Origin of the sequence: Mesorhizobium carmichaelinearum (assembly GCF_900199455.1) — a bacterium.
Classification (GTDB): domain Bacteria; phylum Pseudomonadota; class Alphaproteobacteria; order Rhizobiales; family Rhizobiaceae; genus Mesorhizobium; species Mesorhizobium carmichaelinearum.
In genome coordinates, this window is the sequence record NZ_FZQR01000001.1 from 106,215 (window position 1) to 120,192 (window position 13,978).

General features: G+C 61.6%; 13 protein-coding genes. 4 read left to right on the top strand and 9 right to left on the bottom strand.

The window, feature by feature from the left end; translation table 11 throughout:
* Positions 1–2: 2 nt before the first annotated feature.
* Genes CKW40_RS00395 through CKW40_RS00405 form a run of 3 tightly spaced genes read right to left on the bottom strand, consistent with a single transcriptional unit; the run spans position 3 to position 4,249 of the window.
* Positions 3–497, bottom strand: a complete 495-nt coding sequence (locus CKW40_RS00395; RefSeq protein ID WP_095197990.1) for a Rab family GTPase — start codon at positions 495–497, stop codon at positions 3–5.
* Positions 498–510: 13 nt separating this feature from the next.
* On the bottom strand, positions 511–3,576 hold the full coding sequence (locus tag CKW40_RS00400) for an OmpA family protein (RefSeq protein ID WP_095197991.1): 3,066 nt from the start codon (positions 3,574–3,576) through the stop codon (positions 511–513).
* Between the two features lie 7 nt (positions 3,577–3,583).
* On the bottom strand, positions 3,584–4,249 hold the full coding sequence (locus CKW40_RS00405; RefSeq protein WP_095198460.1) for a coiled-coil domain-containing protein: 666 nt from the start codon (positions 4,247–4,249) through the stop codon (positions 3,584–3,586).
* Positions 4,250–4,654: 405 nt separating this feature from the next.
* On the opposite strand from CKW40_RS00405, the gene CKW40_RS43605 reads away from it, so the two are divergent.
* Together CKW40_RS43605 and CKW40_RS00410 are read left to right on the top strand one after the other, a co-directional pair.
* Positions 4,655–4,891 (top strand): hypothetical protein, encoded by a 237-nt coding sequence (locus CKW40_RS43605; RefSeq protein ID WP_179297778.1) that lies wholly within the window; start codon positions 4,655–4,657, stop codon positions 4,889–4,891.
* Positions 4,866–5,498 (top strand): DJ-1/PfpI family protein, encoded by a 633-nt coding sequence (locus CKW40_RS00410; protein WP_095197992.1) that lies wholly within the window; start codon positions 4,866–4,868, stop codon positions 5,496–5,498. The genes CKW40_RS43605 and CKW40_RS00410 overlap by 26 nt, the downstream gene beginning before the upstream one ends.
* A gap of 102 nt (positions 5,499–5,600) precedes the next feature.
* Here the strand turns inward: CKW40_RS00410 and guaA are convergent, their stop codons facing one another.
* The gene (guaA, locus tag CKW40_RS00415) at positions 5,601–7,163 is read right to left on the bottom strand and encodes a glutamine-hydrolyzing GMP synthase (protein ID WP_095197993.1); all 1,563 of its coding nucleotides are present in this window, start codon (positions 7,161–7,163) and stop codon (positions 5,601–5,603) included.
* Between the two features lie 56 nt (positions 7,164–7,219).
* Positions 7,220–7,702, bottom strand: coding sequence for a MarR family winged helix-turn-helix transcriptional regulator (locus tag CKW40_RS00420; protein WP_095197994.1), 483 nt, complete (start codon positions 7,700–7,702; stop codon positions 7,220–7,222).
* A gap of 84 nt (positions 7,703–7,786) precedes the next feature.
* Here CKW40_RS00420 and CKW40_RS00425 point away from each other — a divergent pair, with 84 nt between their 5' ends.
* Complete coding sequence (locus CKW40_RS00425) at positions 7,787–8,104, top strand: hypothetical protein (RefSeq protein ID WP_095197995.1); 318 nt, start codon at positions 7,787–7,789, stop codon at positions 8,102–8,104.
* A gap of 12 nt (positions 8,105–8,116) precedes the next feature.
* Here CKW40_RS00425 and CKW40_RS00430 read toward each other — a convergent pair whose 3' ends face one another.
* From CKW40_RS00430 to CKW40_RS00440, 3 genes are all read right to left on the bottom strand, one after another.
* Positions 8,117–8,752: a 5'-methylthioadenosine/S-adenosylhomocysteine nucleosidase gene (locus CKW40_RS00430; protein ID WP_095197996.1), complete on the bottom strand. Its 636-nt coding sequence runs from the start codon at positions 8,750–8,752 to the stop codon at positions 8,117–8,119.
* Positions 8,752–9,210, bottom strand: coding sequence for a PaaI family thioesterase (locus CKW40_RS00435; protein WP_023686843.1), 459 nt, complete (start codon positions 9,208–9,210; stop codon positions 8,752–8,754). The genes CKW40_RS00430 and CKW40_RS00435 overlap by 1 nt, the downstream gene beginning before the upstream one ends.
* Positions 9,211–9,340: 130 nt before the next feature.
* Positions 9,341–10,630 carry an RsmB/NOP family class I SAM-dependent RNA methyltransferase gene (locus tag CKW40_RS00440; protein WP_095197997.1) on the bottom strand — a complete coding sequence of 430 codons (1,290 nt, stop codon included), beginning with the start codon at positions 10,628–10,630 and terminating at the stop codon, positions 9,341–9,343.
* Between the two features lie 301 nt (positions 10,631–10,931).
* On the opposite strand from CKW40_RS00440, the gene CKW40_RS00445 reads away from it, so the two are divergent.
* A complete protein-coding gene (locus CKW40_RS00445) occupies positions 10,932–11,609 on the top strand; it encodes an MIP family channel protein (protein WP_095197998.1) in 678 nt (225 codons plus the stop codon).
* Positions 11,610–11,685: 76 nt separating this feature from the next.
* Here the strand turns inward: CKW40_RS00445 and katG are convergent, their stop codons facing one another.
* Positions 11,686–13,884 (bottom strand): catalase/peroxidase HPI, encoded by a 2,199-nt coding sequence (gene katG, locus CKW40_RS00450; RefSeq protein ID WP_095197999.1) that lies wholly within the window; start codon positions 13,882–13,884, stop codon positions 11,686–11,688.
* Between the last annotated feature and the right edge of the window lie 94 nt (positions 13,885–13,978).

Consider the following 13,978-nt stretch of genomic DNA (forward strand, 5'->3'; position numbering starts at 1 on the left):
GTCTATTTAGCGACCATCGAAGCAAGTTGAAGAAACGCGTCATCGACATGTTCGCCCGAAAGCGCACTTGTCAGATAGATTTGCCATCCGCGTTGCCTCAGTTCATCAATCTCTCCATCCGGTATCACCCACTTATCGGCCAAATCGGATTTGTTGAACAGCAATACAAACGGCATGGCGCCGAATTCGGCCTCGACGCGCTCGCGCAGCGTAAGCGCTGCGGCAAGAGTAGCGGCGCGGGTTCCATCGACGACAAGCACGAGCCCGGTCGCACCTCGCACGTGGCTGACGCGGAATGAGCCGATATCGTCTTCGCCGGCCAAATCCCACAAAATCAGATCCACGGTTTTGTCCGGGAGTGCGACACTCTTCTTGTCGATTTTCACGCCCACCGTGGTCAAGTAGGTTTCTGAAAAGATGCTTTGCACAAACCTGCGGACCAGGCTCGTCTTTCCGACAGAAAACCCGCCCAACATGCAGATCTTTTTTTGCAACATCTTAGGCCCCGCCCTAGTCCAGGTTTACCGTAACCGAAACCCGGCGATTGGTGGGGCTTCCAGTTTGACTATTTTCAGGCACAGCCGGCTCAAAGGTGCCCGCGCCCCGAACCAGCAGCAGTTCCGGAGCGACGCCGCGCTTGTTGAGAAGCGCACGAACTGTCTCCGCGCGGGCGGCGCTGATCGACGCGTTGGCCGTCTCACGGCCCGTGCCGTCCGAATGGCCGGTCAACATGAACCGCGCGGTTACGCCTGACGCGCGGGCTTTTTGGGCGAATTCCTTTATTTGATCCGCCAACCTGTCGAGAACCGGCATCTGCTCTGGTCCCGGCACAACTTTGCCGGAAGAGAAGAAAATATCGGTCGTCTGGATGGCCTCTCGCAAATGATTGAGTTCTGCAAGGTCCAGCTCATGCAGTTGCGAGACATCCAGGACCACTCCGTCCGCCGAAAGTTGTTCGGCTGCGGCCCGCGCCCGGTTGATCCAGTTGGCAGGAGCCTCACCCACGACAACGATGCGACCCTGGATGATCGAAAGCATAACCGATTTCGGCGGGGTCAGCGAAGCCTCCAGCCGCTTCACCACGAACTTCGGATCAAGGCTCTGGTAGAATTGCCATTGTGAATGAACGCGGGCAGGATCAACCTGCGTTCCGTGCAGCAGAACTTGCGGGTCGGCGGCAAGCGGGTCTCTCAGGCCGGAAATGTAGAAATGTCCGCCCCTCTCCGTTTGCTGGGCGACGATGATTCCCGGTTGGGCCTCAAGTCGCGAGACATAATACTGCCAATGCTCCGCTGCGCGTGCTTCGGGGCTCACATCGCGAACCTTGGAGATATCGAATTCCGGTCCGCCTGCCGAAAGCTGTCGGGCCGCTGCGCGCGCGCGATCTATCCAGGTGTCGGGAGCCTCGCCCTCGGCAACGATGCGATCATCGACGATCGAAAGTCGTACTGTATCCGGCGGATACAGCGACGCCGTCAGCCGCTTCAGGACGAACTCCGGCTCAAGGCTCTGATAGAACCGCCACTGCGAATGAACGCGGGCGGGATCGACCTGCGTTCCGGACAACAGCGACTGCGGGTCGGCGGCAAGCGGATCTCTCAGGCCGGCAATATAGAATTGGCCCTCGCGTATCTTCTGTTCTGCAACGATGATGCCTGGCTGGGCCCCCAGTCGCGACACATAGGCCTGCCAATGCTCCGCCGCGCGTGCTTCGGGGCTCACATCGCGAACCTTGGAGATATCGAATTCCGGTCCGCCTGCCGAAAGCTGTCGGGCCGCTGCGCGCGCCCGATCTATCCAGGTGTCGGGAGCCTCGCCCTCGGCAACGATGCGATCATTGACGATCGAAAGTCGCACTGTATCCGGCGGAACCAGCGACGCCGTCAGCCGCTTCAGGACGAACCCCGGCTCAAGGCTCTGATAGAACCGCCACTGCGAATGAACGCGGGCGGGATCGACCTGCGTTCCGGACAACAGCGACTGCGGGTCGGCGGCAAGCGGATCTCTCAGTCCGGCAATATAGAATTGGCCCTCGCGTATCTTCTGTTCTGCAACGATGATGCCTGGCTGGGCCCCCAGTCGCGACACATAGGCCTGCCAATGCTCCGCCGCGCGTGCTTCGGGGCTCACATCGCGAACCTTGGAGATATCGAATTCCGGTCCGCCTGCCGAAAGCTGTCGGGCCGCTGCGCGCGCCCGATCTATCCAGGTGTCGGGAGCCTCGCCCTCGGCAACGATGCGATCATTGACGATCGAAAGTCGCACTGTATCCGGCGGAACCAGCGACGCCGTCAGCCGCTTCAACACGAACTCCGGCTCAAGGCTCTGATAGGATTGCCACTGCGAATGAACGCGGGCGGGATCGACCTGCGTTCCGGACAACAGCGACTGCGGGTCGGCGGCAAGCGGGTCTCTCAGTCCGGCAATATAGAATTGGCCATAGCTTACCTTTTGTTCCGCAACGATGATGCCCGGCTGGGTCTCCAGTCGCGACACATAGGCCTGCCAGCGCTGCCCGGATTGCCAGGAAAGAAAGAACCAGCCGCCTGCCAGAACCAAAAGCAGCAGGGCTGCAACCGCTACCAGCCACGGAAACCCCTGGTTTGATTCCTCCTGTTTCAGCTCAACGCACGTCTGCAATTGTGCCTCTACGCCGGCCAACTGCGAACTGTCGCCGTCAAACTCCGCTAGAGCCTGTGAGCACTCCTCATGGATGCGAAGCAACACATCGCGAACTATTTCATGTAATTCCTCTGGTGGATTTCCTCGGATCACCGAAACCAAGGTCGCAAACTGTCCAACTTCTGACCAGAGACGAAGGTCACCAAGGCGGATAGTGTCCAGACTGCTCTGTTCTTTCTCGTTAAATGAGTCTTTCACAAAATCTTGAATTGCACTAAGCATCGAAGAAATAAGCTGAGGATCCTCACTCGTTGCGTTATCGGCAGCTACATGCGATATCAGTAGTCCAGAAGGTCGGCTAATGAGAAAGACATGCTCTACACGATATACAAGAGAATGCTTAAGAACAACTTCAGAAAAACTGGCACCGGTTCTCCAAGATTCAAATCTCCACTTGAGCCCGTGCCAGGTAAATATATGTCGTAAAGTTTCATTCAGCGACTGAAAGGTCTGGTCGATCTTTTCCCCGATCGACTTGCGAATTGCCGGCAGAAACACCGGGTATAATATATCCGTCAGCGTGCGTGGGCTCTTCTGGATCGACCGCTGCACAGCCCGTTCGACAGCTGGCGCAAGGGCTTCGCCGAGTTGTGCATGAGGCGCTCGTGCGGCCGCACTGGAAAGAACGTCGCCCACGGCTGCCGCGAGCTGCTCCGGTTCGTCCAGCAGATGCGTAACTCGTGAAAGCTCCGAAATTTCGCGGCTGACCAGCAACTGGCGCAGTGTTTCCATGCGAGGATCGGCGGTTGGAACTCCGTCGAAACGCGCACGGTAGTCCGGATCAACGTTCCGGGCTATTTCGATCAAAAGACGAGCCAGAACCTCGCGATCAATCTCTGTATCGTTCGAGGCTGTTCTTTGCGGAAGGCTGATTGGGTCGACGGTTGACGTCAAGGTCCCATCAACTCACTTTCCAGCTACGGTCCGAGTTGCTCTTGCTGCCGACGGGATCCTGATTCAGGCATTTTGCAACCTCGACAAACAGGCCAGCCAAAAGATTTCGGTCGGTCTTGACGTTGCTGAGATCGGCAAACATTTTCTCTATCAGCATCTGAACGCCTTCATTCTTCTGCTTGATTTCCTCACGCAGTAAATGATCGTTTCGATTTATCCGGTCCGCAACGTCACGCTCAAGCGCGCTCAATTGATCCGACAACGCGCGCACCTGCTTTTCAAGTGCCTGGTTTTGCTCGCGAAGATTCCGATCAATCTCTTTGTCGGCGTCGGCTCGTGAATCTTTTTCGTTCCGCAATTGCCCCGCAAGTGAATCGACCTGCTTCTTTGCATTTGACTCGTACATGTCGAGATTGCGCTTAGCCTCGGATTCGACATCCTTGAAGCGCTGCAAGACCCGTTCTTCAAGCTTGGAAAAGCGGCGGTCATAGTCCTGCATCTGGTTGCCGAACAGCAGATCACGTATCTTGTCGACACCTACAGGGTCGCCCGAGCCCCCGTTTTCGCGAGCCTGGACCCCCATGAAGTTCAACCCGTTTCCTTCTGCGTTACCTATAAGATTTCCGTCCGCCTTCTTCTCTGAAGAAACGGGATTCGAAGATTCCTTTGCCATGTTTTTGCCCTTCCGTTTGAACACCTGCCACAGTGCAAAACCCCATATATAAGAAAGTGAGCATGTCAGCAAAATACGCGGCTCGCAAGCCGGTATCGTCTTGACTTGAGCCGATTCGTGAGGCAGCCGAGCGCATCGCCGACTCGGCAATGGAGGTGGGGCAATGCCACGTTAGAAGCGGGCGGTCGCGACTGGTCGTGGACCATAGGCGGCAAGCGCGCGGTCGTCGAAACAGTGACGCCCCGCACTCTTTGCGCTTCGGGTGTTTGCGCGCGCACTCGCGAATGGCGTGACGAACCTTCCAGGTCCGTCGCATCTCCGGTTGGTCAGCGAAAATCCGACCGGTGTGGCATTTCGACCAAGCGCATAATTGCCTCCAGGCCTGCAGCCTACGCGGCATCCGACATGCTGGAAGGGCGCGGCGACTTCGCTCGCGCCCGCTACGCAGCAATCGCCGCGCAAGGTTTTGCCGACTACGTCCCGGCGCTGGCTGCCCACTATGCAGCCGCCGCGCGATGGGACACGCCTTTCTGGCAGCGGCGTCGCAGCCATGTCGAAGATCGGGCGGCTATTCAGGAACCAGCCATGAGCATTTCGAGCGGGGAGAAGCAATCCAATGAAACTCGGCATCCCGGTCTATGAAGGCGTCAACCTGCTCGATGTGGCCGGTCCGCTTGAGATGTTCTCCTGGGTCGATAAGAAGAAGGGGCTGGCGACGGTTCTCCTGTCGATCGATGGCGCGCCCGTCACCAGCTTGAACGGGGTGCGCTTCGATGCGCAAGCCAGCTTCGAGGCGACGCCCAAACTGGACATACTGTGGGTGCCCGGCGGCGATCCCGATGCGCTCGCAAGGATCATGAGCGACCCGGCATCGCCATATCTCGCCTACCTGCGGCAGGTCGCGAAACATGCGAAATGGGTCTGTTCGGTCTGCGAGGGTGCACTGTTGCTGGCCCGGGCCGGACTGCTCGACGGTCACAGGGCAACGACGCATTGGGCGTTCGTCGATTGCCTGCGCCGCTTCCCGGCAATCAAGGTGGCGAGGGGCCACCCGCGTTTTGTCGAATCAGGCAACCGGCTGACCGGCGGCGGCATATCGTCGGGCCTCGACGAAGCGCTGCACCTGATCGCCCGGCTTTTCGACGACGAGACTGCTATCGATGTCCAGACAACGACCCAGTATTTTCCGGTACCGCCGGTTGCCGGGAAAATTCCGTCCAGGACACCGGCATGCATGGTCCAATGGTGATCAGGCATTCGCCGATACAGAATCGATAATGAACGAGATCAACCGAAAATCGTTGTTTTTTCTGCGAATAACTACCCTAGAACACTCCAGGCTACGCTAACCCTACTCCCACTCGATCGTGCCAGGCGGCTTGGATGTCACGTCGTAGACGACGCGGTTGATGCCGCGGACCTCGTTGATGATGCGGGTGGCGGCTGCGGCGAGGAAATTCATGTCGTAGTGGTAGAAGTCCGCCGTCATGCCGTCGACCGAGGTGACGGCGCGCAGCGCGCAGACGAATTCATAGGTGCGGCCGTCGCCCATCACGCCGACCGTCTGCACCGGCAAGAGTACGGCGAAGGCCTGCCAGATGGCGTCGTAGAGGCCGGCCTTGCGGATCTCGTCGAGATAGATGGCATCGGCCTCGCGCAGGATCTCGAGCTTTTCGCGCGTGATGCCGCCCGGGCAGCGTATGGCAAGGCCCGGACCCGGGAACGGATGGCGGCCGATGAAGCTTTCGGGCAGGCCGAGCTCCTTGCCGAGCGCCCGCACCTCGTCCTTGAACAGTTCGCGCAGCGGCTCGACCAGCTGCATGTTCATGCGCTCGGGCAGGCCGCCGACATTGTGGTGCGACTTGATGGTCACCGACGGGCCGCCGGTGAAGGAGACGCTTTCGATAACGTCGGGATAAAGCGTGCCTTGCGCCAGGAAATCGGCGCCGCCGAGTTTTTTGGCCTCTTCCTCGAACACTTCGATGAACAGCCGGCCGATGGTCTTGCGCTTCTTCTCGGGGTCAACCTCGCCTTCCAAGGCCGAGATGAATTTTTCCGAAGCATCGACCAGGATCAGCGGCAAATTGTAGTGCTGGCGGAACATCGCCACCACGCCAGCGGCCTCGTCCTTGCGCATCAGGCCATGGTCGACGAGGATGCAGGTGAGCTGGTCGCCGACCGCTTCGTGGATCAGCAGCGCCGCGACCGAAGAATCCACCCCGCCTGACAGCGCGCAGATGACCTTGCCCTTGCCGACCTGCTTGCGGATCGCCTCGACCGCGTGTTCGCGGTAGGCGCGCATCGTCCAGTCGCCCTCGATGCCGGCGATGTTGTGGACAAAGTTCCTGAGCAGCCTGGCGCCGTCGGGCGTGTGCACCACCTCAGGGTGGAACATGATGCCGTACATCTTGCGCTCGACATTGCCGAAGATGGCGAAGGGCGAGCTCTCCGACTTGCCGAACACCTGAAACCCTGGCGGCAAGGCTATGACGCGGTCGCCATGGCTCATCCACACCTGGTGCCGCTGGCCGGTCGCCCACAGGCCCTCGAACAGCGGGCTGTCCTTCTCGATCTCGACGAAGGCGCGGCCGAATTCGCGGTGGTTGGAGCTTTCGGCGATACCGCCCATCTGCACGCACATCGCCATCTGGCCATAGCAGATGCCGAGTACCGGCACGCCGGCGTCGAAGACGATCTGCGGCGCGCGCGGGCTGCCTATATCCGATGTCGAAGCCGGACCGCCGGACAGGATGACGGCTCTGGGATTGATGCGTTTGAACGCGGCTTCGGCCGACTGGAACGGCACGATCTCGGAAAACACGCCGGCCTCGCGGATGCGGCGGGCGATGAGCTGCGTAAACTGGCTGCCGAAATCGACAATCAGGACGGTGTCGGGATGATTGGCTGTTTTCATGGCGAGCGTTTAGAGAAAGAAATGAGTCGACGCAATGGGTTACAAAGCCGCGCCGTTCACTGAACGCCGGCCTTTTTATCGCCGGCGTCCGCCTGCCCGGCATCGAGCGTCCGCAAAGCATCCATCAGCGCCGCGAACCGCTGCTGGCCGATGCGCTCGACATAGCCATGCTCGATCTGGAGCTTGATGCGGTCACCGTCACGCAAGGCATCCATACCCTTGCGCGTGTAGCCGACAAGCTTGCCGCGCCCGTCCCGCGGATCGGGCAGACGCTGCACCACGCCCTCCGCCTCCAGCCCGTCGAGCAATTGTTGGACCGCCTGCTTGGAGATTGCCGAACGTTCGATCAGCGCCGCCTGACGAATGCCGCCGCGGGGGATATGCCCCAGCAGCCCCGCGCGCGCTTCGGTGAACCAGCCGTGGCCGGCAGCGCGCATCGCGGCAGCGAATTCGGCCTGCCAAGCACGGCTTGCCTGCCACAGGCGCCAGCCGACGTGGTCGGGCAGCGCTTCGGTTTTTTCGTCAAGCTCCTTGACCACTTTACTGCGACTCCATATAGTCAAGATACTTGACGACCTTGCTTGCGTCGAGCGCTTTCGAACTCAAACCTTTGGACAGGGATAATGACAATTCTGCACAAGGACACGCTGGCCATTATCATGATCGGCACCACGCATGTCGTCGACATGGGCGGGAAGAGCGCCTTCATCCACTACGAAACCGCGGACCGGGCGCATATGCTGCTGCCGGACGGCACCCGTTTCCATGGACTTTGGACGTTGCAGGACGATGGCTACAAGGTCGAATGGCGGGACGGCCCCACCGGCTCGTGGAAACTCGATCACACACCGGGAGCCATCGACTATGTCGATGCGACCGGCACTGTGCGCGGGCGCATCACGCGCATCGATTTCGGCGATCCGCAGAGCCTCGCGGCTTGATCCTTGTTGCGCTCAGGCGCCGAGCAGGCCCGAGCCGATCGCCTGTTCGAGCCGCATGACGGCGTCGGCGAGCTTTTCGTCGATGACGTGCAGATATTCGGTCCAGTCGCCGACATGCCGGAGATCGGCCGCGCCGTCGGAAATGCCGCGCAGCCCGATGAGGGGAACATTGAACAGCTGGCAGGCGCGCAGGCAGGCGAAGGTCTCCATGTCGACCATGTCGGCTGCGATTGCATCATAGGCAGCGCCGGTGATGACGGCGCCGCCGGTCGACAGCGTGGCTTGCTTGATTTCAGGAATACGAAACGGCAGCGGCACCGTCACCGGCAGGTCGAGAAAGGGCGTCGCGCCTTTCTCGAAACCCAAGGGCGAGGCATCGATGTCGCGATAGCTGACGGAGATCGCCTGGTAGATTTCCGTCTGTTCCAGGGTCCGGCTGCCGGCTGAGCCGAGCGAGACGACAAGGTCCGGCAGCATCTTCTCGGATTTCAACCAGGACAGTTCGGCGCCCAGCCGGACGCCGGCTTCGACCGGGCCGACACCCGTCATCAGCGGCGTGAACAGTTTCTGCAGATGCGGCCCATATTCGGCCTGCGCCGCCATGACAAAGAGGACGTCCTTGCCGCCAATTCGGGTAATGTTGGCCATCAGCCTGCAATCCCATCGCGGCCAACCACCGTCATCATCGTCCCCGTCATGGTGGCAATCAGCTTGGCCTCGCCATCGGCGGCGAAGGCATAGGCCTGGCCGTCGGCAACGATGATGGTGCGGCCGGGCTTGGTCACCGAGCCACGGAACAGGAAACGTTCGCCCCTGCCCGGCGCCAGGAGATTGACCTTGAATTCGATGGTCAGCACGCCGGAATTTTCCGGCATCAGGGAAAAGGCCGCGTAGCCGCAGGCCGAGTCCAGCGCCGTCGAGATGACACCGGCATGCAGGAAGCCGTGCTGCTGGGTCAGCGCCGCCGAATAGGGCATCTCGATCTCGATGATGCCGGGGGTCACCAATGTCAGCTCGGCGCCGATCGTCGCCATCGCCTGCTGACGCGCGAAGGACGCCCTGACGCGATCCTCATAGTCCGGAGCCGGTACGATCTTTGCTGCCATCGCAATTGCCTTCACGTTTGCCGGGAAAGCTTATCGCAGAGGGATCGGCGGCAGGCAATCTCAATTGCTGCACTGCAACAATCCGCCTCGCCGGCCGTCACGCGTCGAGTGGCCGGGGATTCGGCGGATCTCAACTGGTCCGGCGCAGCGCGCAGAAATAGAACCCGTCCGTTCCGCTCAGCAATGGCGACAGTGAGATATCACCGGCGGAGCCGATCCGCGCGGCTGCCTCGTGGCCCGGAAAATGGCCGTCCCACAAACTTCGATGATCGACGGGCGCAAAGCCTTTGTGCCGCTCGCGAAACGCCGCGATCTGCTCGCCATTCTCCTCGTCGAACACCGAGCAGGTGATGTAGACCAGCAGACCGCCGGGTTTGACATACAGTTTGGCGGCATCGAGGATCGCCGACTGTTCGCTCTTGCGGGCGTCGAGCTGCCTTTGCGTCAGCCGCCATTTGGCATCAGGACGGCGCCGCCAGGTGCCGCTGCCGGTGCAGGGCGCGTCGACCAGCACGATGTCCATGTGGTTGGCGAGCGGCGCGAGTTCGGCCGGCTTGGTGACGACCTGCACATTGCGGTTCTCCGAGCGGCGGATGCGGTCGAAGATCGGCGCCAGCCGCGCCTTTTCGGCATCATGGGCAAAGATCTGGCCGCGGTTGTCCATCGAAGCCGACAGCGCCAGCGTCTTGCCGCCGGCGCCGGCGCAGAAGTCGAGCACCTGCATGCCAGCCTCGGCGCCGGTAAGTGTCGCCGCTATTTGCGAGCCCTCGTCCTGGACCTCGAACCAGCCTTTCTGGAAGGCCGGCTCAGACTGCACGTTGGGGTGCCTGCCGTCGCCGTCGATGGGCGGAATGCGGATGCCGAGCGGCGCGATGCGCGCGGCCTGTGCTCCTGTATCGGCCAGTTCCTTGAGCACCTTGGCACGATCGGCCTGCAGCGTGTTGACCCTTATGTCGAGCGGCGGGCGTGTCGCCAGCGCCGCGCCCTCCCCAACCCATGTCTCGCCAAAAGCCCGTTCGAAAAGCGGTTCGCACCAATCGGGAATGTCGGCGCGAACCGCGGGCGGCGCGTCGGCAAGCTGGCGACCGGCGACCGTCTGCAGCTCGGTTGCGCTGAGCAGCGGCGGCGCGAACTTGTCGCCGTCGAGCGCGTCGTTGAGTGACTGCGCCGTCTGGCCCCATTCGAGCAGCAATGCGCCGAAGCCGATGGCGCGTGGCGTGTCTTCGCCGAGCAGCCAGCCGGCGGAGCGCTTGTGGCGCAGCGCGTCGTAGACGATGTTGCCGATCGCCGCGCGATCACCGCCGCCGGCGAAGCGATGCGACAGGCCCCAATCCTTCAGCGCATCGGCCACCGGCCGGTGACGCCGGCCAATGTCCTCCAGCACTTCGATGGCCGCAGCCAGCCGTCCGCCCAGTCGCATCGGTCATTCCATCAAATCGAGATCTATCGCCTGCTCTTAGAGCCTTTCGCGCCCGGATTGAACCCCGCACCATCTGCGACGAAGAGGCAGCCTGAAATCTGTCCGATCCATAAATATCCCTGGCCGGCAACAGCAGATCGATCAATAGATGCAAGATCTCTAATGTTCACAACTGGCGACTGCAAGCACGGCTTGTGGCGCAACCGCTCTGCTTTCCAAGTTTTTCCGTTGGGAATACTCTCCACACCATGATTCGCGGCGCGGAAAACGCGGACCGGCGGATCGCTACGAGGAGAGGGCAATGAAAACTTATCTGGCGGAAGTTCTAGGCACATTTCTGTTGGTGTTCATCGGCACGGCGTCGGTGGTGACGGGCGGCTTCGGCGGCGCGCTGCCGCTCGGCCAAGAAGGCATCGGTCTGGCATTCGGCATCGGCCTCATCGCGGCCGCTTATGCGATCGGTCCGATTTCAGGCGCGCATCTCAATCCGGCGGTGACGCTCGGCGTCTTCCTTGCCGGCCGGCTGCCGGCCAAGGACGTCATCCCCTACTGGATCGCGCAGATCATCGGCGCCATCCTGGCTTCGCTGGCATTGTGGATCATCGTTTCCGGCCAAGCCGGCGGTCACACCGGCGGCTTCGGCGCCAATGGCTGGGACGTGGCGAAATGGGGCATGAGCTCGGCCTTCCTGTGGGAATTGATCGGCACCTTCACCTTCGTCACGGTGATCCTCGGCGTGACCGCTGAAAAGCACTCGACGGCGTTTGCCGGCCTGGTCATCGGCCTGACGCTGGCCGGCATTCACTTCGCCATGATCCCGGTCACCGGCACCTCGGTCAATCCGGCCCGCTCCATCGGCCCGGCGCTGTTCACCGGCGGTGCCGCGCTCAGCCAGCTCTGGCTGTTCATTGTCGCACCGCTGATCGGCGGCGCCATCGCCGGCGTCGTCGCCAAGGCGCGCATCTTCGAGAAGGATTGATTTTCGAAGCTGAAATGCAAAAGGCGCGGGTCATGGCCCGCGCCTTTTTTGTTGAGTGGAGAAAACTTCGCCTTGATCAGCCGGCGATGTCGAAGCGGTCGGCGTTCATCACCTTTGTCCAGGCCACGACGAAGTCTTTCGCAAACTTCGCCTTGGCGTCCACCGTCGCATAGACTTCGGCCAGCGCACGCAGCTGCGAATGCGAACCGAAGATCAGGTCGGCACGGGTGCCGGTCCACTTGACTGCGCCGGTCTTGCGGTCGCGGCCTTCGAACACGTCCTTGGCATCTGACGTCGCCTTCCACTCCGTGCCCATGTCGAGCAGGTTGACGAAGAAGTCGTTGCTCAGCGTTTCCGGCTTGTTGGTGAAGACGCCGTGCTTGGACTGCCCGGCATTGGCGCCGAGAACGCGCAGGCCACCGACGAGAACGGTCAGTTCCGGCGCCGTCAGCGTCAGCAACTGCGCGCGGTCGACCAGCGCCTCCTCGACGGTCAGGCGCTGCTTGCCGCTGGCGTAGTTGCGGAAGCCGTCAACCGTCGGCTCCAGCGGCGCGAAGGAGTGGATGTCGGTCTGCTCCTGCGAAGCATCCATGCGGCCCGGCCAGAAGGGAACGTCGACACTGTGGCCGGCTGCCTTCGCGGCCTTCTCGATGGCCGCGTTGCCGCCGAGAACGATCAGGTCGGCAAGCGAGACCTTCTTGCTGCCGGCCTGCGCAGCGTTGAAGTCCTTGGCGATGGCTTCGAGCTTGTCGAGCACCTTGGCCAGCTCGGCCGGCTGGTTGACCGCCCAGTCCTTCTGCGGGCTGAGACGGATGCGCGCGCCATTGGCGCCGCCGCGCTTGTCGGAACCACGGAATGTCGAGGCCGATGCCCATGCCGTCGAGACCAGCTGCGACACCGACAGGCCGGAGGCCAGGATCTTGGCCTTGAGCGCTTCGGCGTCCTGCTCGTCGATCAGCACATGATCGACCGCCGGGATGATGTCCTGCCAGGGCAGCTCTTCCTTCGGAACCAACGGGCCGAGATAGCGGGCGACCGGGCCCATGTCGCGGTGGGTCAGCTTGTACCAGGCGCGGGCGAAGGCGTCGGCGAACTGATCGGGATTCTCATGGAAGCGCTTCGAGATCGTTGCGTAGGACGGATCGAAACGCAGCGCGAGATCGGTGGTCAGCATGGAGGGTGCGTGGCGCTTGGCCGAATTGTGTGCGTCCGGCACCGTGCCGGCGCCCGCACCACCCTTCGGCGTCCACTGATGCGCGCCGGCCGGGCTCTTGGTCAGCTCCCAGTCGAAGCCGAATAGATTGTCAAAGAAGTTGTTGCTCCATTTGGTCGGCGTCGTCGTCCAAATGACTTCCAGACCGCTGCCGATGGCGTCACCGCCCTTGCCGGTGCCGAATTTGCTCGCCCAGCCAAGGCCCTGCTGCTCGATGTCGGCGCCTTCCGGCTCGACACCCACCAGGCTCGCATCGCCGGCACCATGGGTCTTGCCGAACGTATGGCCCCCGGCGATGAGTGCGACGGTCTCCTCGTCGTTCATCGCCATGCGCGCAAAAGTGTCCCTGATATCGCGCGCCGCGGCCAGCGGATCCGGATTGCCGTTCGGCCCTTCCGGATTGACGTAGATCAGGCCCATCTGCACGGCGCCGAGCGGGTTCTGCAGGTCGCGGTCGCCGCTGTAGCGCTCGTCGGCCAGCCATTTGCCTTCGGGACCCCAATAGACGTCCTGCTCGGGCTCCCACACATCGGCGCGGCCGCCGGCAAAACCGAAGGTCTTGAAGCCCATCGATTCCAGCGCGACGTTGCCGGTCAGGATCAAAAGGTCGGCCCAGGAGATCTTGCGGCCATATTTCTGCTTGATCGGCCACAAGAGCCGGCGGGCCTTGTCGAGGTTGACGTTGTCCGGCCAGCTGTTGAGCGGCGCGAAACGCTGCTGGCCGGCCCCGGCGCCGCCACGACCGTCGGCGATACGGTAGGTGCCGGCGCTGTGCCAGGCCATGCGGATGAACAGCGGCCCATAATGGCCAAAGTCGGCCGGCCACCATTCCTGCGAATCCGTCATCAGCGCATGCAGGTCCTTGATGACGGCGTCGAGGTCGAGGCTCTTGAATTCCTCGGCATAGTCGAATGCCTCGCCCATCGGGTCGGACAGGGACGACTGCTGGTGCAGGATCTGCACGTTCAATTGGTTCGGCCACCAGTCACGATTGGTCCTGCCAACGGCTCCGTGCGCGACCGGGCATTTGCCCGCGCTTTTGTCATCGGTGTTCGCGTCCATCTTCAGTCTCCGATTTTGCCGAGTTTTGATCTTTGCCAAGATTTTGGGGGCGGCTCGTCGGCCGCACCATCTTGGAATGATTCCAGACTAGGCC

Excerpts from the sequence above, each read along its gene's own strand:
- CKW40_RS00410 (WP_095197992.1), top strand. The coding sequence starts at position 4,866 with ATGAAACTCGGCATCCCGGTCTATGAAGGCGTCAACCTGCTCGATGTG.
- CKW40_RS00445 (WP_095197998.1), top strand. The coding sequence starts at position 10,932 with ATGAAAACTTATCTGGCGGAAGTTCTAGGCACATTTCTGTTGGTGTTC.
- CKW40_RS00435 (WP_023686843.1), bottom strand. The coding sequence starts at position 9,210 with ATGGCAGCAAAGATCGTACCGGCTCCGGACTATGAGGATCGCGTCAGG.
- CKW40_RS00425 (WP_095197995.1), top strand. The coding sequence starts at position 7,787 with ATGACAATTCTGCACAAGGACACGCTGGCCATTATCATGATCGGCACC.
- CKW40_RS43605 (WP_179297778.1), top strand. The coding sequence starts at position 4,655 with ATGCTGGAAGGGCGCGGCGACTTCGCTCGCGCCCGCTACGCAGCAATC.
- CKW40_RS00405 (WP_095198460.1), bottom strand. The coding sequence starts at position 4,249 with ATGGCAAAGGAATCTTCGAATCCCGTTTCTTCAGAGAAGAAGGCGGAC.
- CKW40_RS00430 (WP_095197996.1), bottom strand. The coding sequence starts at position 8,752 with ATGGCCAACATTACCCGAATTGGCGGCAAGGACGTCCTCTTTGTCATG.
- katG (WP_095197999.1), bottom strand. The coding sequence starts at position 13,884 with ATGGACGCGAACACCGATGACAAAAGCGCGGGCAAATGCCCGGTCGCG.
- guaA (WP_095197993.1), bottom strand. The coding sequence starts at position 7,163 with ATGAAAACAGCCAATCATCCCGACACCGTCCTGATTGTCGATTTCGGC.
- CKW40_RS00440 (WP_095197997.1), bottom strand. The coding sequence starts at position 10,630 with ATGCGACTGGGCGGACGGCTGGCTGCGGCCATCGAAGTGCTGGAGGAC.
- CKW40_RS00395 (WP_095197990.1), bottom strand. The coding sequence starts at position 497 with ATGTTGCAAAAAAAGATCTGCATGTTGGGCGGGTTTTCTGTCGGAAAG.